The organism is Streptomyces sp. NPDC051109 (assembly GCF_044455885.1).
Classification (GTDB): Bacteria; Actinomycetota; Actinomycetes; order Streptomycetales; family Streptomycetaceae; genus Streptomyces.
Genome location: NZ_JBITFF010000001.1, coordinates 169,920 through 191,487, shown reverse-complemented (window position 1 = coordinate 191,487; position 21,568 = coordinate 169,920). Strand labels below are relative to the sequence as shown.

General features: G+C 69.9%; 11 protein-coding genes. 5 read left to right on the top strand and 6 right to left on the bottom strand.

Annotation, left to right across the window (positions count from 1 at the left end; all coding sequences use genetic code 11):
* Positions 1 to 39 precede the first annotated feature (39 nt).
* The 3 genes from ACIBAD_RS00795 to ACIBAD_RS00785 form a co-directional block, all read right to left on the bottom strand.
* Positions 40 to 966, bottom strand: coding sequence for a ketopantoate reductase family protein (locus ACIBAD_RS00795; RefSeq protein WP_134068027.1), 927 nt, complete (start codon positions 964 to 966; stop codon positions 40 to 42).
* 59 nt (positions 967 to 1,025) lie between these two features.
* On the bottom strand, positions 1,026 to 1,397 hold the full coding sequence (locus ACIBAD_RS00790; RefSeq protein WP_030160958.1) for a hypothetical protein: 372 nt from the start codon (positions 1,395 to 1,397) through the stop codon (positions 1,026 to 1,028).
* A gap of 315 nt (positions 1,398 to 1,712) precedes the next feature.
* Positions 1,713 to 2,633, bottom strand: coding sequence for a MurR/RpiR family transcriptional regulator (locus ACIBAD_RS00785; protein ID WP_134068026.1), 921 nt, complete (start codon positions 2,631 to 2,633; stop codon positions 1,713 to 1,715).
* A 210-nt stretch (positions 2,634 to 2,843) separates the two neighbouring features.
* On the opposite strand from ACIBAD_RS00785, the gene ACIBAD_RS00780 reads away from it, so the two are divergent.
* Positions 2,844 to 3,674 carry a PP2C family protein-serine/threonine phosphatase gene (locus ACIBAD_RS00780; protein WP_134068025.1) on the top strand — a complete coding sequence of 277 codons (831 nt, stop codon included), beginning with the start codon at positions 2,844 to 2,846 and terminating at the stop codon, positions 3,672 to 3,674.
* A gap of 45 nt (positions 3,675 to 3,719) precedes the next feature.
* Complete coding sequence (locus ACIBAD_RS00775; RefSeq protein WP_134074033.1) at positions 3,720 to 4,673, top strand: MASE1 domain-containing protein; 954 nt, start codon at positions 3,720 to 3,722, stop codon at positions 4,671 to 4,673.
* 10 nt (positions 4,674 to 4,683) lie between these two features.
* Here the strand turns inward: ACIBAD_RS00775 and ACIBAD_RS00770 are convergent, their stop codons facing one another.
* Positions 4,684 to 6,999 carry an alpha-N-acetylglucosaminidase gene (locus ACIBAD_RS00770; protein ID WP_134068024.1) on the bottom strand — a complete coding sequence of 772 codons (2,316 nt, stop codon included), beginning with the start codon at positions 6,997 to 6,999 and terminating at the stop codon, positions 4,684 to 4,686.
* A gap of 247 nt (positions 7,000 to 7,246) precedes the next feature.
* Positions 7,247 to 7,900 carry an RDD family protein gene (locus ACIBAD_RS00765; protein ID WP_398903429.1) on the bottom strand — a complete coding sequence of 218 codons (654 nt, stop codon included), beginning with the start codon at positions 7,898 to 7,900 and terminating at the stop codon, positions 7,247 to 7,249.
* Between the two features lie 308 nt (positions 7,901 to 8,208).
* Between ACIBAD_RS00765 and ACIBAD_RS00760 the strand changes: the two genes are divergently transcribed.
* A complete protein-coding gene (locus tag ACIBAD_RS00760; protein WP_398903427.1) occupies positions 8,209 to 9,867 on the top strand; it encodes a phospholipase D-like domain-containing protein in 1,659 nt (552 codons plus the stop codon).
* Between the two features lie 91 nt (positions 9,868 to 9,958).
* On the opposite strand, the gene ACIBAD_RS00755 is transcribed toward ACIBAD_RS00760, so the two are convergent.
* Complete coding sequence (locus ACIBAD_RS00755) at positions 9,959 to 13,882, bottom strand: ricin-type beta-trefoil lectin domain protein (RefSeq protein ID WP_166681932.1); 3,924 nt, start codon at positions 13,880 to 13,882, stop codon at positions 9,959 to 9,961.
* 477 nt (positions 13,883 to 14,359) lie between these two features.
* On the opposite strand from ACIBAD_RS00755, the gene ACIBAD_RS00750 reads away from it, so the two are divergent.
* Entirely contained in the window at positions 14,360 to 21,118 is a 6,759-nt protein-coding gene (locus ACIBAD_RS00750) for a polymorphic toxin-type HINT domain-containing protein (protein ID WP_398903424.1), read from the top strand.
* Positions 21,119 to 21,162: 44 nt separating this feature from the next.
* Positions 21,163 to 21,507: a hypothetical protein gene (locus ACIBAD_RS00745; RefSeq protein ID WP_398903422.1), complete on the top strand. Its 345-nt coding sequence runs from the start codon at positions 21,163 to 21,165 to the stop codon at positions 21,505 to 21,507.
* Positions 21,508 to 21,568 lie beyond the last annotated feature (61 nt).

Sequence of the window (21,568 nt, the reverse complement as noted above, 5' to 3'; positions counted from 1 at the left end):
CGCTTGACCGCCGTGTTCAACGACGGACCGCCCCCGAGGTCACGCCCCGAGGGACACGCGTCGTTGGTGCACCCGCAGCTGCAGGGTGGCGAGGTCCAGCAGCGGGGTGGGCACGGCGAGCGCGCGGGCCCGGGCGATCAGGTCGCCGAAGACGTGCTCCACCTCCGTGGGACGGCCGGCGACCAGGTCGCGGTACATCGACGGGGTGAGCGGGGAGCCGGGCGTGGTCACCGTACGGGCCGTGAAGGCGAGCTCGGCCTCCGGCACGGGATGGCCCGCCGCGGCCGAGACGGCCGCCGCCTCGGCGAGTACGGCCCGCCCGAGCCCGGCTCCACCGGGCACTGCGCCGACCTCGCCGACGGAGCCGCGCCCCAGGCAGGTGACGGCCGCCAGGGTGCTGATGAACACCCACTTGTGCCACATCGCGCCGACGACGTCCGCGGTCTCGGGGCTGTCGATGCCCGCCCCGTTGAGCACGGCGCGCACGGCGTCCACGCGGGCGGAGGGCCGGCCGTCGAGCTCGCCGGTGACCACGACGGACGGCGGGGCCATGCGCACGATGTCGCCGTGCTCGTTCAGGGTGGTGACCACCTTGGCGACGCCGCCGAGGACCGGCGCCCCGCCGAAGCGGTGCGTGAGGTGTTCGAGGTGGGCCATGCCGTTGAGCAGCGGCACGATCACGGTCCCCGGCCCGACCGCCGGGGCCAGGTCCTTGGCGGCGCGGTCAAGCGCCGTGGACTTCACCGAGAGCAGGAGGAGGTCGTACGGGCGGGTCAGCGTGTCCGCGGTCACCAACTCGGGAGTGAGCGTGAGGTCTTCGCCGAGGCCCGTCACCCGCAGCCCCCGCTCGCGCAGCACGGCGGCGCGCTCGCGGCGGACCAGGAAGGTGACGTCCTGCCCGGCCTGGGCGAGACGGGCGCCGAACCAGCCGCCCACGGCGCCGGCGCCGACTGTAAGGATCTTCATGGGGGCCAGCCTGTCATGGGACTGCGCGGTCCCGCCGGCTCCGTGACGGGAAAGGCGCCTCAGCTCTGTGTGACGCGCAGAGCGTCGCCGACCAGGCGTACCGCGCGGGAGAGGCGGCCCAGCTGCTGGAGTTCGACGGCGTACATCCGGATCGAGCTCTCGATGACGATCTCGGCCACGCCCATCGAGGGCAGTTCGGCCCGGCTGGTCTCCAGGGCGACCCGGACCGCGCGCATCTCGTGCTGCAGCTGGAGCTGGGCGTGCCGGGTGAGGAGGGCGGGGCTGCGGGTCAGCGTCGAGTAGCTGCCGTAGCGTGCCGGGAGCAGATCGCGCAGCCAGCGCATGGCCGTGCGTTCCCAGTCGTGGGTGCCGGGGGCCTTGACCTGGCAGGGCCAGTCCGGGCTGAGCGTGGTGGAGACCGTCTGGCGCATTCTCGTCGCTTCCGAGTGGTGTCGAACTCTGATCGAGACGTTGGTGGGCGGCCTCGGCCCAGGGGTTGACCGAGACCGCCACAAGCGCTCTGGTGGATACCGGTGCCGGGAACGGGCACCCTGCGCGGGGCGTGAGGAGGAGCCGTCCCGCGCGGGTGTCCGTTCTGGGAGGGCGTGGGGTCGCTCTCCTGGCGTCCGTGGATCCGGCGCGCTGCTCAGTAAACATATATACCGTCGAGTAGACAAGAGAATGAAAAATTACATACGAGTACAGGGCGTGAAAGTGGACTGTCCCGTACCGGTTGAAAATCGGCCTTACAGGAAGAATCCGTGCTGGTCGGCGACCTGCTCGTAGCCTTCGAGCCGCGCCTGGGTCCGCTCGGGATCCGCGTCGGCCATCGCCTGCAGCAGGGCCGCGGACAGCATCCCCGGGGCCGCGTACGAGTCGAACACCAGCCGCGCCCCGGTCCCGGCGGTCAGCGCCACGTCCGCCTCGTCCACCAGCGGGCCCAGGGTGGTGTCGGTGATCAGCGCGATCTTCAGCCCGGCGCTGCGGGCGGCCCGGAGCGCCGACAGGGTCTCCTTGGCGTGCCGCGGCATCGCGAAGGCCAGTGCCCAGGTCCCGCCGGCCTCCCGGGACTGCAGCAGGGCGTCGTAGGCGACGCTGCCTCCACGTGTCACCAGCCGGACATCGGGGTGGATGCGCCGTGCCGCGTACGCGAAGTACTCCGCCAGTGAGACCGAGATCCGCAGGCCGAGGACGGTCAGCGGGACAGAGCGGGCCAGCTCGCGGCCGATGTCGAGCACCTGGTCGGTGTCGGCGAGCAGGCGCCGTACGTTCTCCAGGTTCGCGATCTCGGCGTCCACGGCCGCCTGGAGTTCGTTGCGGCGGAACTGCTCGCGGCTCTCCGGGGAGCCCGCGACCGCACTCAGCGCCATCGGCTGCAGGGCGTCGCGCAGGGCCGGATAGCCGCTGAACCCGAGGGAGGTGGCGAAACGTGTCACCGACGGCTGGCTGACCCCCACCCGCTCCGCGAGCTCGGTGATCGAGAGGAACGCGGCCTCCGTGAGGTGGTCGACCAGGTACTGGGCGATCCGCCGCTGCCCCGGAGACAGCCGGTGGCCGTCGAAGAGGGCGCGGACCCGGTCGCCAGGGGCCCGCTCATGGGCCGGCGGCGCCTGCCCACTCGGCGTGATCGCAGCCGCCTGTGCGCGTGCCTGCTGCCCCGATGACACCGATGGGCCTCCCTCTCATGTCACTCGTCTTCAAACATAGCTCACGCCCTGTGGTCGGGCCGGGCCGGTGCCCTGGCCCCGGGCCGCATCTCTCGCGACCGCCGGATGGCGGAAATATGATGTGCACGGTTCTTTGGCGCAGCGCCCGCCGCGAGAGCCGAGAACCGAGTGCCGAGAGCAGGGACCTATGGATGCATCCGGGAGCGGTCCATGACCCGCCGCACCCCGAAGTCGGTGAGCGCCGCCGACCTCCTGAGCACCCTGGGACGGCTCACCGCCCGGGCCCGCGCGGGAGCGGAACTGCAACTGGCCAGGGTGGAGCTCGCCGAGGCCCTCCAGCGCGAGATGCTGCCGGGCTCCCTTCCCGCCCTGCCCGGGCTGCGCAGCGCGGCCCGCTACGCCCCCGCCCGGCACGGCCTGGACATCGGCGGTGACTGGTACGACGGCTTCCGGCTGTCCGGAGGCGGGCTCGCCTTCTCCATCGGCGACGTACAGGGCCACGACGTGGAGGCCGCCGCCTTCATGGGGCAGGTCCGCGTCGGCGTGCGCGCGGTGTCGACCGTCGTCGTGGACCCGGGCGAGGTGCTGAGCCGGGCCAACGACGTCCTGCTGTCGATGGACTGCGAGCTCTTCGCGACCTGCACCCTGCTCCGCTTCGACCCGCAGACCTGGGAGCTCGAAAGCGCCCGGGCCGGCCACGTGCCCTCCGTCTGGGCCACGGTCGACGGCCGCTACGGGATCACCGACGACGAGGGCGGCCCGCCGCTCGGAGTGGAACCCGGGGCCCGGTACGCGGTGACCCGGCGCCGGCTGGACCAGGCGGGATCCATCGTCCTGCTCACCGACGGCGTCGTCGAGGGGCCCTCGTTCCCGATCGACGTCGGACTCGACCGGGTGGCCCGCGTGGTCAGGGAGGCGGCGGGCGCCGACCCCGACGAGATCGCCGCCGAAATCATGAAGGTGGCCGATTCCACCGGCCACGCCGACGACGCGGCGGTACTCGTGCTCAGCCACGACGGGGCAGCGCCCCTGCGCGGGTAGCGCGTGTCACGGACCGCCCGGAGGCGGCGGTTGTTGTCTGATGCTGTGGTGCGCACCGAGGAATGGCGACGTTTCAGCGGAACCCTTCTCGGGATCCTCATCGTCGCCACCGCCTACTACGCCTCAGGACGGATCGGCCTCCTGCTGCGCGTGGAGGTCGACGGCGCGGTGGTGACGCCCCTGTGGCTGCCCACCGGCATCGCGGTCGCCGCCCTGTTGTGGTTCGGGCCGCGGATGTGGCCGGGCATCGCCCTCGGGACGTTCTTCGCCATCGAACACCTCGCCACCTTCCAGCTCGCCGACGCCGGCATCATCGCGGGCAACACCCTCGCGCCGCTGTGCGCGTACCTGCTGCTGCGCCGCGTGGGCTTCCGCGTCGAGATCGACCGGCTCCGGGACGGCCTGGCCCTGGTCTTCCTGGGCGGCCTGGTGCCGATGACGCTCAGCGCCTCCATCGGCACCGCGGTGCTGGTGGCCACCGGGGACCTCGACCCCGCCGGGTTCTGGCCGGTGTGGTCGGCGTGGTGGGCCGGCGACGCGATGGGGGTGCTCGTGCTGACCCCGCTGCTGCTCGTCGTGGCCCGGCTGCGGATGCCGCAGGACGCCTACCGGGTCGCCGAGGCGGTCGGGCTGACCGTCGCCGCCGGGGCCGTCGCCCTCGTGGCCACCCGGAGCTCGCTGTCGCTGCTCTTCCTCGTCTTCCCGCTGCTGATCTGGTCGGCCGTACGCTTCCAACTGGCCGGCAGCGCGCCCTGCGTCCTGCTCGTGTCCGTCCTGGCGATCTCGGCGGCGACCGACGGCGCCGGACCGTTCGCCGGACACAGCCTCTTCGAGGTCATGGTCAACCTCCAGGCCCTCAACGGCTCGGCGGCCCTGACCGCGCTGCTGCTGTCCGCACTGGTCACCGAGCAGAACAACATCCGCGAGGAGATCGAGCGGGTGTGCGAGGACCTGGCCGAGGTCGTCGAACGGCTCGCCCCGCCCAGGCCGGGGGAGTGACCGGCCCCGCTCACGTACGGGCGTCCGCGGGCGGCAGCGCGTCCGCCACGGCGCGCGCGAGGGCGTACGGATCCCCGCTCGGCTCGGTCGGATGGCCGGTCGTACGGTGCGCCCAGGCGTCCTCGACGGCGTACCAGTCGACGACCTCGGGTGCGGCCCCCGAGACCAGGGCCCGGTCCAGCGAGGCGAAGTACCGTGCCCAGCGCGGCGCGTAGAACTCCTCCAGAAGCCCGGACCACTCGCGGTTCGCGTAGTCGTGCAGCGAGGAGGGCGGCTCGCCGGCGGCGCGGGTGCCCCATGTGGTCAGCAGGGAGCGGACGTCGTACTCGCAGCGGTCGCGCTCCGCCTCGTCCGCTCCCCAGGACCGGGCGCCGGCCGTCCACCGCCCGAACAGGAAGTGCCGGTCGGATCCGGTCACGGCCGCCAGCAGCCGCTCGTCGCGCTGCCACTCCCCGACCAGCAGCCGGAACCGGCCCAGCTCCTTGGCTCCGTACGCGGCCTTGATCTGCGGCAGCAGCACCCGGGAGTGGTTGGCGAGGGCCTGGCGGGCCGTGTCCACGAGGTCGTAGCGGTACGCGCTCGAACCGCGCAGCCGGGGCGCGACCCCCAGCAGCGCGTCCAGCGCGGTGCGCACCGATGCCGCCGGGTAGCGCATGCCCCCGGGCGTCCAGGTGCTCGCCTTGTTCGCCGACAGGCTGGGGCGGGCCGTGAACAGGCCGTCCTGGGGCTGCGCGGAGTCCGTCCCGGTGCTGTAGGGGCCGCTGCGCAGCGCCTCCCAGGCGGCCGCCGCGTACCCGTCCTCGGCGCCGTAGCGGCGGCGCGCGTAGGCGGCGAACCACTTCTTCCGGTCCAGGGGGCCCGGCTCCCAGGCCAGATCGGTGAAGAGGGCGAAGGCCGCCGGATCGACGCCTGCCGCCTCCGGCATGTACGCGATGCCGGCCAGCGCGCCGTCCGGCTTGGCCCGCCACTGGTCGAACCGCTCGACCCAGACACCGGTGTTGGCGCCGATCGTCGTGTGCCCGCCGAAGTTGTGGATCGTGCCCAGCGCGTACGGGGTGTGCGCCCAGGAGGTCTCGCGGTCCAGGTTCTCGTAGCGCTCGGACATTCCGTCCACGATCAGCATCCGGGAGGTGTCCACCCCGGAGAGCAGCTCTCTCGTCGGATCGTCCTGCCAGCCCAGTACGGCCCAGATCGCACCCGGGTGCGCCGTGTCGAGGGCCCGCTGTACGGCGCCCGCGGCCGCCTTCACGTCGACGGAGGCCGCCGTACCGCCCTCGTGCAGCGGGCTCATCCGGTACATCCCGCTGTCGCCGAACCGGGCGCGCTGGGCGGCGTAGTAGTCGGCCGCGAGCGCGGCGAAGACGGGACCGGCCGGGTCCAGCCAGTCCGGGCGGGCGAAGCCGTCCCACGTGCCCTGCGGGTGGACCCGGGCGCCGGGGTTGCGGTCGGCGAAGCCGGGCGGAACCGTGCCGAAGTAGCCGGGCAGGACCGGGGCCATGCCGAGGGCGCGCAGCTCGTCGGCGACCCGCCCGCCGAGCGCCGCCCGCTCCTCGACCAGCTGCTCGCTGACCGGCCCGCCGAACCCGCTCAGGTTCTGCAGCAGCCACCAGCTCTGGTGCGCGGGGCCCGGGATCCATGCGCGCAGCTCCGCCGCCGTGTAGCCGTGCCTTCGCAGGGCCGCGTAGTACGGGTACTCCGCGCCGACCTGGACCAGTACCTCGTTGATGCCGTGCAGGGCGAGCAGGTCGATCTGCCGCCGGCGCTCCTCCCAGGTGCGGTACGCGCCCGCGTACCCCTCGTCGGTGTCGTTGAGGGCGTACCGGTGTCGGACGAGGGCGGTGCGGGTGACGGGCTGCGGGACGCCGGGCAGGACGTCGGGGAGCGCGTCCAGGCTGTCGCCCGGCCAGCCGACGTCCACTTGGGCCACGTGCCGGAGGTACCAGCCGACTCCGGTCAGCACGGTCGCGGGCGTACTGCCCCGGACGACCACGGCGCCCGCCCGGCCGGACACCGTGAAGCGGTCCTGGCCCTCGGCGCTGCGGGGGCCGGGCAGGAGGGTGAACTGGAGGGCGTGGCGCGGCGGCAGCAGCCGGCGGAGCGCGGCCTCGGCGGCCGGGACACGGGTGCGCGCCGACTGGGCGGACTGGGCGGACTCGGCGGACTCGGTGGACACGGAGGCCTGGACCGGGGCCGGTTCGGCTGCGGCCGCCGGCCGAGGGGCGGGCAGGGCCGTGGCCCCGCCCGGTGCGGCCGCCAGGGCCGGCAGCACGAGGAGGGCCGGAAGCCAGGCCCGGAGGGAGGGCCGGGGCCGGTCGGATCGTGGCATCGGGGGTCCTCCCGGGTCGGCGTCCCCGCAGGGCGGCAGCCCGATAACGCGGCCGGGGGCGAGGAGGTGACGGGCCGACAGGTGCCCACCGCCCGTACTGCCGCACAGGCATCTGCAACGACCTCGGCCGATACCGGGGCGCAAACGCGCCCACCCGGCAGCGGAGGAGCTCCGCTGCCGGGTGGGCGGTGGGGAGGGGGAGGGGGAGGAGCGGCCTCGTCCCCCGGGTGTTCGGCCCCCCGGGTGTTCAGCCCTTGGGGACCTGGATGACGACGGTGTTGCACACCTTGTCGGCGAAGGTCTGCTTCTTCTCGTCCCACAGCGGCCACAGGAAGCCGATGTAGCAGGGGAGGCCGTCGAGGACGTGCGCGAGCTTGCGGACGAAGGCCATGCCGAACCCGAGGAAGGCGCCGTCGGCCTCGCGGCGCAGGCTGACGCCCACGACCTTCTTGCCGATCGTCTGGCCGGTGCTGCCTTCCTTGTAGAGCTGGAAGATGGCCATGCCCAGCGCGTACAGCCAGCCGATGACGAAGAACACGCCGGGGCCGGCGTTGGCGGGGTCGCTGCTGGCGGCCAGGTCGATGAAGCCGAGGGCGTACATCGGGCCCGCGATGATGAGCCCGTCGAGCAGGTACGCACCGAAGCGCTGCCCCCAGTGGGCGAGCGGCGGCATGCCCGAACCCGGCATGCCGGCCATGCCGGGCGGCGGGTAGGCGCCGTACGGCGGCGGGGTCTGCTGCGGGGCCTGCTGGGGGTAGCCGTACTGCGGCGGAACGCCCTGCGGGGGCTGCTGCGGGTAGCCGTACTGCGGGGGCACGCCCTGGGGGGCCTGCTGCGGGTAGCCGGGCTGACCCTGCGGGGGCTGCTGGCCGTACGGGTTGTTCGGGTCGCCGAAGCTCATGGCGAAAACTCTCCGGTGTCGGAAACGGGGACGTAGCGGATGGATCGGAGGAACATCACCATGTATCCGGTTTGCCCCCCTGAGCTGCCGCGATCTAGCGCGCATCATCGTGGTCGCTCCATCGACCACTTGTCCAATCCGGCCATACGGGCTGCTTTTCGGTCGGTCTTGCGCGGCAGTCGCACCGTGGTGGCTGGATCCGATATGTGCGAATTCCCCGGTGTTCTGACCTGGTGGTAACTTCCGCGAGTTGATCTTGCCGGTCGCCCCCTCGCGGCGACGGCGATCCCTCTCGCAAGGAAGTCACCGTGCACCGCCATACCCTGCACCGCTCGTCCTCCCGCCGCTCGTCAGCCCTGGCCGCTCGCGCGGCGGTGCCGGCGGTCCTGCTGGCCCTGTTCGCCGCCGTTCCGGCCACGGCCGCCCCCGCGGCCGGCTCCGGACCCACCGCCCCGGCGCCCCACCTCGACGCGGTGGAGCAGACGCTCCGCCAGGTTTCCCCCGGCCTCGAAGGCCAGGTATGGGAACGAACAGGCGGCAACGTCCTCGACGCCTCGACGCCCGGCGGTGCCGACTGGCTGCTGCAGACCCCCGGTTGCTGGGGCGACGACAAGTGCGCCGCGCGCCCGGGGACGGAGCAGCTGCTCTCGAAGATGACGCGGAACATCTCCCAGGCGACGCGGACCGTCGACATATCGACCCTGGCGCCGTTCCCCAACGGTGCGTTCCAGGACGCGGTCGTCGCGGGCCTCAAGTCCTCGGCCGCGCGCGGGAACAAGCTCAAGGTGCGCGTGCTGGTCGGTGCCGCGCCGGTCTACCACCTCAACGTGCTGCCGTCGAAGTACCGGGACGAGCTCGTCGCCAAGCTCGGCGCGGACGCCCGCAACGTCGACCTCAACGTCGCCTCCATGACGACCTCGAAGACGGCGTTCTCCTGGAACCACTCCAAACTCCTCGTGGTCGACGGCCAGTCCGTGATCACCGGCGGCATCAACGACTGGAAGGACGACTACCTGGAGACCGCCCACCCGGTCGCCGACGTCGACCTCGCCCTGCGCGGGCCGGCAGCCGCGTCGGCGGGCCGGTACCTGGACGAGCTGTGGTCCTGGACCTGCCAGAACAAGGGCAACATCGCCAGCGTCTGGTTCGCCTCCTCCAACGGCGCCGCCTGCATGCCCGCGATGGCCAAGGACACCGCCCCCGCCACGCCCCCGGCGACCCCGGGCGACGTACCGGCCGTGGCCGTCGGCGGACTCGGCGTCGGCATCAAGCGGAGCGACCCGTCGTCGGCGTTCCGGCCAGCGCTGCCCAGCGCCCCCGACACCAAGTGCGTCGTCGGCCTGCACGACAACACCAACGCCGACCGCGACTACGACACGGTCAACCCGGAGGAGAGTGCGCTGCGGACCCTGATCTCCAGCGCGAACCGGCACATCGAGATCTCCCAGCAGGACGTCAACGCGACCTGCCCGCCGCTGCCCCGCTACGACATCCGCGTCTACGACGCCCTGGCCGCGCGGATGGCGGCCGGCGTCAAGGTCCGCATCGTCGTCAGCGATCCCGCCAACCGCGGCGCCGTGGGCAGCGGCGGCTACTCGCAGATCAAGTCGCTCTCGGAGATCAGCGACACCCTGCGCGACCGCCTCGCCCTGCTGACCGGCGACCAGGGCTCGGCCAAGGCGACCATGTGCTCCAACCTCCAGCTGGCCACCTTCCGCAGCTCCCAGAGCCCGACGTGGGCCGACGGCCACCCGTACGCGCAGCACCACAAGGTGGTCTCCGTCGACGACTCGGCCTTCTACATCGGCTCCAAGAACCTGTACCCGGCGTGGCTCCAGGACTTCGGCTACGTGGTGGAGAGCCCGGCGGCGGCCGCCCAGCTGAACACCGGGCTCCTGGCCCCGCAGTGGCAGTACTCCCGCGCGACGGCCACGATCGACCACGAACGCGCCCTCTGCCAGTCCTGACCCCCTCCCACCACCCACGCGAAACCGCCCCCGGCAGCCACTGCCGGGGGCGGTTCTCGCGCTGCTCGTCGGCATCAGCCGTCGATGGGCCCTACGGGAGGGGTACGGGCAGCGGGGCGGTGCTCAGCGCGGGGATGGTCCAGCGCTGGGGGTTGGTGGCGTTGCAGTCCCAGAGGTAGAGCTGCGTGCCGGTGTTCATGTTGCTGGTGTCCAGGCAGCGGCCGGACTTGGGGTGGTAGATCGTGCCGTCGGCGTGCGGCAGGAACTGCTGGCCGTAGCTGCCGTTGCAGGGGTAGAGCCAGATGAGCGTGCCGTTGGCGGTGCCGGCGTAGGCGGGGTCGATGCACTTGCCCGCGACGCGGATGGTGCCGTCGGCCCGGATCTCGAACTTCTGGGCGTCGCCGCCGTTGATCATGTTGCAGTCCCAGGCCTGGATCTTGTTCCCGTCCGTGGTGCGGCCGTTGTCGTTGTCCAGGCAGTGGCTCGGCTTGGCCGACAGGGACATCGGGCCGGTGGCTCCGGGCGCGGTGAGGGAGGCGGCGTAGGGATAGACGGCGAGGTTGCTGATCCCGCCGGTGAAGCCCCCGAAGTAGTCGGGAGCGCCGTTGACCTTGTAGCGGCCGGACACGAGCGAGCCGCTGGGGGCGGGGCTGGCGGAGGCCACGTGGTGGCCCGTTGCGCTGAGGGTGCCGTTGACGTAGAGGCTCATCAGGGCGGTGTCGGCGTTGTAGACAGCGGTCAGCTGCGTCCATGCATCCGGGACGAAATTGGCCGAGTCGTTGACGCCCGCGTCCGACCAGTCGTAGGCCCAGCCGTCGACGTCGCCCTTGGCCAGGGCGAACCGCCACTGCTTGGTGGCGGGGTCGGCGTAGAGGGTGAACGCGCTGTTGCGGGTGTTGTCCTGGCTGAGGACCAGGGCGCCGGTGCCGGAGACCTTCGCCCACGTACTGATGGTGAAGCTCTTGCGGGTGTCGATCACCGACTTGTTGGTGGTCATGGTCGCCTGACCGCCGCCGAACGCCGCGTACGCGGTGCTGCGACCGCCGATGGTCGCGGTGGGCCAGGTGACCCCGCTCGTGGTCGCGGGGTAGTCACCCACGGCGCTCGGCGTGATGCCGCCGCTCTGCCCGGTGAGCTTCCAGTGCGCGGCGGGAGCGGAGAGGTTGCCGAGGAACGCCGGCGTCTGGCTGACGCCGGTGATGTTCAGCGGCTGAGCGGTACCGGTTCCGGCGAACGTGGCGAGCTGCCGGTTGGCGCTGACGGCCCACAGGTCGGCGAGCTTGTCGCCCGTGACGTCGCCCGAGGTGCCGATGGCCGGGAAGGCCGCCTGCTCCAGGCCCGAGGCGATCTTGACGCGGCCCGCGGCGTTGCCCCAGGTGGTCGGGTCCACGTTGCCGTCGGCACCCTTGCTGCCGTACGTGCGCAGCAGGTCACCGGTGGCGTTGTCACGCAGCCAGAGGTCGGGGACGGAGTCGCCGTTGAGGTCGCCGGGGGCGGCGACGGTGAACTTGTCCCAGTCGCCGTTGCCGACGAGTACGGGCTGGCCGTTGCTGTCGAGGGTTCCGAAGACACTGGTGTAGTAGGCCCAGAGCTGTTTGCCCTGCTTGACCAGGAGGTCGGGTACGCCGTCGCCGTTGAGGTCGCCGGGGGCGATGATCTGCTCGGCGTTGTACCAGTGGTCGTCGCCGTTCCAGTCGTCTCCGTAGTCGCAGCCCATGGCGGGGTCCTTGACGGGGCAGGCGACGGTGAGTTCGACGGGGTTGTTGACGGCGGTGCCCTGGCCGTTGTTCGCGTAGGCCCAGAGCTTCTTGCCGGTCATACCGGCGGGCTGCTGGAGGGAGACGAGGTCGTTGTACCCGTCGCCGTCCCAGTCGCCGAAGGTGTCGATCTGGGCGCCGCCGAAGGACACGCCGCCGTCGGCGGCCGGCGCGAACTTGCCGTTGCCCTGGCCGGCGTACATGAGGAGCGTGCCCCGGGAATCGACGGTCCAGATGTCGCGGTTTCCGTCGCCGTTGAGGTCCTTGGGGCCGTCCACGGTCTGCGAACGCGTCGCGTAGTACAGGTAGGACGCGGTGTCCGAGCGGTTGCCGGCCTTGTCCACGCTGTAGGCGTAGACGAAGTGCGGGCCGGATCCCGAGGGAGCGATGGTCACGCTGCCGCTCGCGGGCACCGGGCGGTTCCACGGTTCGAAGTCCGTCGAGTAGATGATCTCCTTCACGTCGGTGACGCCGTTGGCGTTGAAGGTGAAGGTGCCGGGGGTGCGGGCCTTGCCGGTGGTGGCGGGCCAGCCGTTCCTGCCGTCGGGGAACTGGGTGGAGCTGATGACCGGGGGCTTGCTGGGCCGGTTGCGGTCGACGGAGAACTTGCAGCTCGGCGACCACACGGAGGTGGCGCCGTCGCCGTCCTTCGTGCGGACCTGCCAGGTGTAGTCGCCGCTCGGCAGACTGGCGTCGGGGACGCTCCAGGTGGTGACCTTGCCGTTGTTGGCGGGGAGGGTCTGGGTGGCGACCGGGGTGCTCTGGCCGGTCTTGAAGACCTGGTACTCGGCGTTCAGGTTGCCGGCGTCACGGTCGGAGAAGGTGGCGTAGAGCCCGACGTGGGTGTTGCCGATCGCGCCTCCGTTGGTGCAGGAGGTGGAGGGGGAGGTGCCGAGTGCGGACGGGGTGTCCGGCGGGTTGTTGTACTCGGTCTCCAGCGTGATCGTCTTCGGGTCGAAGCGCTTCCACTGGTACTGGTCGCCCTCGTTCGGAGCGTAGAGGCCGAGCGTGAGGGAGGACCAGCCCTTGGAAGCGGACTCCTTGGCGAGGTCCGTGGCGTTGAACTCAAGGTTGCCCGCGCCGCATTCGGCGCGGCCCTTGGCGGCCGTCACGGTGTCGAGCTTGCGGCCCTTGCCGGGCTGGTTGTTCCAGGTCGTCTTCGGTGAGATGGCCCCGGTGCTCCAGAGCTCGACCGGCGTCGCCGTGCACGACCAGGACCACGTCTCCTTGACGCGGAACGTGGACTTCGTGACCTGGGCGCCCTTGAGGTTGGAGGTGTCGAGCTGGAAGAAGGACCGTGACAGGCCGTTGGTCTCGCTTTCGTAGCCGACGCGGACGTCCTGCTTGGTGTTCCAGTAGGAGTTGTTGGGCCAGCTGCGGTAGGCCCAGGCCCAGTTCTGGCGCTCGCCCCAGGCGACGGAGGGGTCGATGTAGACGGGGTACTTGGTGGCCGCGCCGGTCAGGAGGGCTTGGTCGGGCTTGATTTCCAGGTTCCCGCCGGCCACGGTCGTGGGCATCTGGGCGTCCTTGGCGCCGGAGGGCGGCACGAAGGCGTCGGAGGGTGCGGGCGGGGTTTCGCCGGCGGCGGCGAGCATGCCGGGTGCCGCGGTCTTGGACTTCAGGAGCATGCTCGCCCCGCCACTACCGCCGCCGGGGGTGGTGGTGGAGTCCCACATCATGGGGGTGGAGGCGGTGAAGACGCTCTGTCCGGCGGGGTTGACGGCGTTGATCAGGCCGGTCGTCGCGTCGGTGGTCACGTTCAGGCCGATGGTGTCGAGCTTGAACTTCAGTGTGGCGAGGTCGGGGTGCTGGGCCGCGGCCGGGGTCTTGACGACCAGGAGCTGGGAGAAGCCCTCGACTTCGGCTTTGAGCTGGAGGTCGACGTCGGGCAGGACGTTCGCGTAGGTGGCGACGTTCCCTGCGAGGGTGGGCTTGGGCAGTGCCTTGGGCCAGGTCAGGGACAGGGTCCGGCCGTCGCGCACACCGGTGAGGAGTGCTCCGGTCCCGCCGCCGGAGAAGGTGACGGAGACCGCGGAGGCCTTGGGGGCGACCCGTCCGTCGGGGGCGAACTGCAGGGTCGCGTCCGTGGGCAGCCACACACCGGCGCGCAGGATCCGCACGGTGGTTCCGTGCCGGTTGACCGACCACTTGCCCGTCGGCAAGGCCCACGTGTCGGACGACTCGGTCCGGGCGGAAGTCAGCTCGTAGGGCTGGCCGGTCTCTTTCGCCTTGGCGAGAGCGAAGTCCTTCGCACTCATCGAGCCCTCGGCCACCGGATCCGAAACGGCCGAAGCCGTCGCCGCAGGGTGCAGGACACCCAGACCGGAGGCAAGAATTCCGCCTGCCGCGGCCACGGAAGCGAGCCGTGAAATTCTGCGCCGGTAGGTCTTTTGGTGAGGGCTGGTTTTCATTGCCACGCAAACTCCAGTTGTCAGATATTCGGGGCGACTCTACTTGAATGCGCCGCGGGAGCGCTCGCACTGACCTGGGCTTTTTACGCCAGGCTTACCCTAACTGCCCGATTCGTCGACAAGATCCATTTTGCTGTGGTTGGAGATTTGAGGGGCGATCTTCCGCGAGATGTCCGGAGTGCCGGTCGAGGCAATTCAGCCTGTATTCTGCGGCGGAAAATTGCACAGGAACATGAGGTAAGTGTGAGAACATTTCGCATGCGAGGACTCTCTGTGGCATTGGCCGCAGCAGTCCTCTCAGGCATGCTGCCCGGCGCTGCCGCCGTGGCAGACAGCAAAGACCGGCCGCCGTTGCCGGGCATCAAGCAGCCGAAGGCCGTACCGGTCCAGCGGGTGCGCGCGGGCGGCGAGAAGAAGAAGGACGACGCCGACACCGGCCCCTGGAAGGCGCCGAAGGTCGTCTGGCCCGCAGCGGGATCGGCCGAGGTCGACCTGGCCTCCGGCTCCGTGTCGAAGTCGTTCCTGTCCGGCTCGGCCCGGACCCCGGCCATCGGCTCGGGACCGCGGAAGGCCGGCAAGCTCCCGGTCGCGGTGGACGTACTCCCCGGCAAGGCCTCCGAGGCCCCTGCCAAGGTGAACGTCACCGTCACCTCACACGACGCCGCACGCAAGGCCGGCGTGGACGGCGTCCTGCTGTCGGTGGGCCGCGCGGACAACGCCACGCAGTCGGCCTCCGCGAAGGTCGAGGTGGACTACAACTCCTTCCGCGGTGCCTACGGCGGCGACTACGCCGCGCGCCTGCGGCTGGTGGAGCTCCCGGCCTGCGCGCTGACCACTCCCGACCGCGCGGAGTGCCGTACGCAGAAGCCGCTGGCCACCGAGAACGACACCCGCGGCGGCACGCTGACGGCCCAGGTCACCACTCCCGGTACCACCGGCCGCTCGGCCAAGTCCGGGGAGACCTCGAAGTCGGCCCCGGCGGCCGCATCCGCCGCAGCTGCTCCCGCCATGGTCCTCGCGGCCACGGCGGACGCCTCCGGCCCGACGGGCGACTACAAGGCGACTTCCCTGCAGCCGTCCGGGTCCTGGACCGCGGGCGGTTCAGCGGGTGCGTTCTCCTGGTCCTACGACATCGCCACGCCTTCCGTGCCCGGCGGCTTCGCGCCGAAGATCTCCCTCGGCTACAGCTCCCAGGCGGTCGACGGCCGCATGGCGGCGTCCAACACCCAGGCGTCCTGGATCGGTGACGGCTGGTCCTGGGAGCCGGGCTTCATCGAGCGCCGGTACAAGTCCTGCGAGAACGACAAGACGGGCGGGACGAACACCACCAAGGTCGGCGACCAGTGCTGGTTCAACGACAACGCCACGTTGTCGCTGAACGGCAAGTCCACCGAGCTCGTGTTCGAGCAGGGCAAGGGCTGGCACCCGGCGGCCGACACCGGCGAGAAGGTGGAGAAGCTCACCGGGGCCGTCAACGGTGACAAGGGCACGGCGGGCGTCGACGGCGTGGGCGAGCACTGGAAGATCACCGCCACCGACGGTACGCAGTACTTCTTCGGCCTGAACCGCCTGCCGGGCTGGAAGGACAACGGCACCGCCGCCGACGATCCGACCACCAACTCCACCTGGACCGTCCCGGTGTACGGCAACCAGGCGGGCGAGCCCTGCTACAACGCCTCCTTCGCGAGCGCGTGGTGCCAGCAGGCCTGGCGCTGGCAGCTCGACTACGTCGTCGCGCCGACCGGCAACGCGATGGCGTACTACTGGAAGACCGAGACCAACAACTACGCCCGCAATTTCTCGCCGACGACGGGCAAGGGCACGGTCACCCCGTACGTCCGAGGCGGCTGGCTCGACCACATCGACTACGGCCTGCGCTCCGACTCGGTCTACACGGCCAAGGCCATGGGCCAGGTCACCTTCGACGTGTCCGAGCGCTGCCTGAGCACCTGCGGCACCTTCGACGAGACCAACGCCAAGAACTGGCCCGACTCCCCCTACGACCAGTTCTGCAAGGACGGTTCCACGGAGTGCAAGAACCAGTTCTCGCCGACCTTCTGGTCGCGGATGCGTCTGACCGGGATCAACACGAAGGTCCTGACCGGGGGCGTGTACAAGGACGCGGACTCCTGGACGCTCGATCACAGCTTCCCGCCCGCCGGTGACGGCATATCGACGCCGCTGTGGCTGAAGTCCATCACCCGCACCGCCAAGGCCGGTGACGCGGCGGACCTGCCGATGCTGCCGGTGACCTTCGCGGGCGAGCAGCGGCCCAACCGCGTCGACGCCCTCGGCGACGGTCTCGCCCCCTTCGTCCGCCTGCGCATGTACCAGGTCACCACGGAGACCGGCGGCACCATCGGCGTCACGTACTCGCAGCCCGACTGCACCGCCACGACGCTGCCCAAGCCGGACGCGACGAACACCACCCGCTGCTATCCGGTCAAATGGGCCTGGGAGGGTGACACCTCCAAGGTCGACTGGTTCAACTCGTACGTGGTCACCCAGATCGTCGAGGGCGACAACCTGGCCTCGACGCCCGACAAGGTGACGTCGTACAGCTACCTGGGCGGAGCGGCCTGGGAGAAGAGCACGGACGAGTTCACCAAGGCCGACGACCGCGTGCACTCGCTCGCCCGCGGCTACGAGCTGGTCCAGACCCGTACCGGCGCCGCGTCCGATCCGAAGACGCTGAGCGAGAAGCGCTACTTCCGCGGCATCGACGGCAAGGACGTGAAGGACTCGGCGGGGGTCGCGGTCACCGACCGCCCCGAGTTCGCCGGCATGCCGAGGGAGACCGCCACGTACGACGGCGACGACACGGGCAAACTGATCTCCGCCACCTCCAGTACGCCGTGGCGCTCGGCACTCGTGGCCAAGCGGACCCGCAGCGGCCTGCCCGACCTGGTCTCGTACAAGACGGGCACGGAGAAGCAGTCCACCCGTACCACCGTCACGGGCGGCACCCGCACGACCGAGACCGTCCGTCACTACGACGACTACGGCATGGTCGACTGGGAGTCCCAGCTCGGCGACACCGCCAAGACCGGCGACGAGCAGTGCACCACCACCAGCTACGCGCGCAACACCGCGAGCTGGATCCTGGGCAAGGTGAGCCGCGTCGAGACGGTGGCCGTGCCCTGTGGCACCGCCGCGAGCCGTCCGGCCGATGTCGTCGCCGACTCCCGTACCTACTACGACAACGGCGCGATCGACACCGTTCCCGGCCCGGGCCTCGTCACCAAGACCGAGAAGATCAACGCGAAGGGCGACGGGTACGACCCGGAGTCCTCCGTCCCCAGTACGTGCGGCCCGGCGAACAACCAGCTCTGCTACGACATCTACGGTCGCCAGCTGGTCGCGGCCGACGCGTACGGCAAGGTCACCACGACCGCGTACACCCCGGCCGCCGGTGAGGTCCCGACCGCCACGCTCGTGACCAACCCGAAGGGGCACACCGCCTCCTCCGAGCTGGACCCGGTGCGTTCGCAGCCCACGAAGACCACGGACGCCAACGGCAAGGTGACGACGACGGCCTACGACGCCCTCGGCCGGGTGACGAAGGTGTGGCTGCCGAACCGGCCGGCCGCGACGTTCCCCGACGCGCCGAGCCGGGTCTTCGACTACGCGATCCGCAACGACGGACCGAGCGTCATCACCAGCAAGTCGCTGACCCACGACTACAAGTACTCCGTCAGCTACTCCATCCAGGACGGTCTGCTGCGTGAGCGCCAGACCCAGACCCAGTCGCCCGACCTGTCCGGACGGCTGATCTCCGAGACGTTCTACGACACGAGGGGCCTGGCCTGGCGGACCTCGGGCACCTACTACGCCGACGGGGCCCCCGAGCCGCAGCTCGTGACCGGACAGGAGACCAATTACCCGGCCTCCACGGACACGGTCTACGACGGCGCCGGCCGGACCACGGCCGTCATCTCGAAGAAGTACGGGCAGGAGACCAAGCGGGCCACCACCCTCTACACGGGCGACACCACCACCGTCATCCCGCCGCAGGGCGGCACCGCGACGACCACGGTGGTGGACGGCATCGGCCGCACCGTCGAGACCAAGCAGTACACGGACGCGGCCCGTACGGCGTCCCAGTCCACGCTGTACGCCTACAACAAGCTGGGGCAGCTGGCCCAGGTCACCGACCCGGGCAACGCCAAGTGGACGTACACGTACGACGTCCGCGGCCAGCAGGTCGAGTCGAACGACCCCGACAAGGGGACCACGAAGACCGCCTACGACGCCGGCGGCAGGGTCACCGACGTGACCGATGCGCGGGGCGTCACGCTGCACAGTGAGTACGACGAGCTGGGGCGCCCCGTCGCCCTCAAGCAGGGTGCGACCACCCTGAGCGCGAGCGTCTACGACACGGTGGCCAAGGGCCAGCTGACGAAGTCGGTCCGTTACGTGGACGGCAAGGCGTTCGAGTCGGAGGTCACCGCCTACAACGACCTCTACCAGCCGCTCGCCTCGAAGATTACGATCCCGGCCACGACCGACACGGGCGCCCTGGCCGGCACCTACAACTGGACCAACACCTACAACATCACCGGCCAGCTCCTGACGACCAAGCAGCCGGCCATGGGCGACCTGCCGGCCGAGACGGTCGGCAGCACCTACAAGAGCGTCTCCGGTCTGCTCAACAACATGGCCGCGGGCAGTAGCCGTCTCGTCTCGGCCATGACCTACGACCACTACGGCCGCACCTCCCGCCAGGAACTGGGGGCGCTCGGTCAGCGGGTCTACCGGTCGACCGAGTACGACGAACACACCGGCGCTACCACCCGCTCCTACACCGACCGTGACGTGGCACCCCAGCGGATCGAGGACACCCGCTACACGACCGACCCCGCGGGCAACCTCACGTCCATCGCCACCGCGTACGGCCAGGACACGGCCCGCACCACCGACACCCAGTGCGTCAACCTGGACGCGCTGCGCCGCATCACGCAGGCCTGGACCAATGCGGGCGAGTCCTGCGCCGCATCGCCTTCCGCCGGTGTCATCGGCGGTGAGGACCCGTACTGGACGACCTACACCTACGACGCGGTCGGCAACCGCAAGACCGAGACCAAGCACAAGACGGCCTCCGGTCCGACGGCCGACACCGTCCGCACGTACGCGGCGCCCACGGCAGGCAAGCACGACCTGCCCAAGGTGACCCAGACGGGCACCGGTGCGCACGACGAGACGTTCACCTACGACGAGTCCGGCAACACCAAGACCCGCAAGAACGGTACCGACGAGACGCAGTACCTGACCTGGGACGCCGAGGGCCACCTCAAGTCCTTTGATCAGGGCCCGTCCAGCAGCTCGTTCACGTACGACACCTCGGGCCAGCGCCTGATGAGGAAGGACTCGACCGGTACCACCCTCTATCTGCCGAACGGCAACGAACTGCGCCTGGACAAGGCCGGGGCCCTCAAGGGAACCCGCTATTACGGCGACGTCGCCATGCGGACCGGCGGAAAGCTCGTCTTCGCCCTCGCCGACCACCACGGCACCGGCACGACCCAGGTCAGCGCCGATGCGGTGCAGACGGTGACGCGGCGCAAGACGGGGCTCTTCGGCGAGGAGCGGGGCACCAAGCCCACGAACTGGTCGGGCGAGAAGGGCTTCGTCGGCGGCACGAAGGACGCGGACAGCGGACTCACCCACATAGGCGCTCGCGAGTACGACCCCCTGATCGGCCGCTTCGTCTCGGTCGACCCGATCATGGATCTCAAGGACTCGCAGCAGCTCCACGGCTACACCTACGCCAACCAGAACCCGTTCACGTTCTGGGACCCGAGCGGCAAGCAGCTCGAAGAGTGCGCCAGCGGCATGTACAAGTGCCACAACGGCAACGATCCGTACGCCTACGGCAACCGCTACGAGACCATTGTGGACTCCGTCGGCGGAACCGTGTCGGACGACTATCTCAACTACAGGCACTACGGGTGCGTGGACTTCGCCTGCAAGAGGGGGAGCTCCGGAAGTTCCTCCACCAGTTCCTCCACCAGCAGGCCCACCCCGCCGCAGGCACCGAAGCCTCCGAAGAAGCACGACTTCAGCTGGTCCAACCCGGTCAGTGAGGCCTTCTACGGCATCATCGGAAACGTCGCACACGCCTCCTCCATGTTCGGCTGGATAGCCGACGGCGACTGCTGGAACGGCGGCGCAGGCGCTCCCGGCTGTGACTACGGGGGCGACTACGAGGAGTGGCTGCAGGACCAGGGAATCGACACCTCCAGCGACTGGTATGAGGTTCCTGTATTCCTGGGGGCGATGTTCTCCCACCGCGAAGCGGGCGTTGGCAGCGGGATCCGGGGCGGGAAGGGCAGTCAATGCTTCCTGGCCGGCACGCTCGTTCTCATGAGTGACGGTTCGACGAAGAAGATCGAGGACGTCGAGGTAGGCGACCAGGTCCTCGCGACGGATCCCAGGAGCGGTGAGTCCGCGCCTCATGCAGTCACCCAGCTGATCCGCTCGCAGGGACAGCGGGACCTCAACACCTTGTCGATCGAAACGCCGACCGGGGTGGAGGAGCTCACCGCCACCCGCGACCACCCGTTCTGGTCGCCCAGCGTCGGTGGCTGGGTGCACGCCGGGGACGTCAGTCCTGGCACGACGCTCCTCACCGATCAGGGTGCGGAGGTTCGCGTCTCGGCAAACCGTGCGTTCACCGAGTTCGTGAAGACGTACAACTTCACCGTCTCGGACGTGCACACGTACTATGTCCTGGCGGGCAAGACACCGGTTCTGGTTCACAATTCCTGTGCGCCTGCCGAGACAGTCAAAAACCTGCCGGAGGTCACGGCCCCAAAGCCCATTAAGCCTTCTCAGGCCGATCAGGCGTGGAGTGATTTCTTGGGGCCTGGTCCGTACACAAACATTCACCCGCGAACTGGGCAGGTGGATCCCAACCGTCTCGTATCTTCCGATGGGCGCCGTAGCATCCGGATGGGGGATCACGAGATGAACAGCAAGCCCACGAAGTTCCACTTCCATATGGAGACATGGGATTGGAACTCCGTCACAAACGAATGGACTGTCGGCAATACGATGCAGCGAGTTCCCTTGGGGGTGAAATGATGAGAGTAGAAGTTCTGCAAGTCCTGACCCCATCGCAAGGGATCGTGCGTTTCAAGTGCGAGTCTGGCATCGCATCTGGCCGCTGGATGGGGCCGAACCCCGCCGAAGTAGGTCAATTCGATGTCGAGATCGAAGTTCCGGAAGAGGTCGCAGATTGGACGGCGGGCCCCTCGGGCGCCACTTCCCTCTCGGAGGTCGGGGTGGATTCTGCCACCCTGATCACGGGCCGAGTTGTTAAATTCGACGATGGTGATGACTCGGTCGTGGAGATCAGAGTAGGGTCGGACATTCTCCTGATTGAAATCCCGAACCGAAGGTCGGAGCTTCCTGCGGAGGGTTTTATTTCCTTCCGGGCCTCCGAAATTCAGCTCTACCCGTATGATCTGTAAGTGACCTACCCGAAAGGTGTAGGTGTCAATCCCATGGGATTCACCCTGGAGGGCCCTGCGT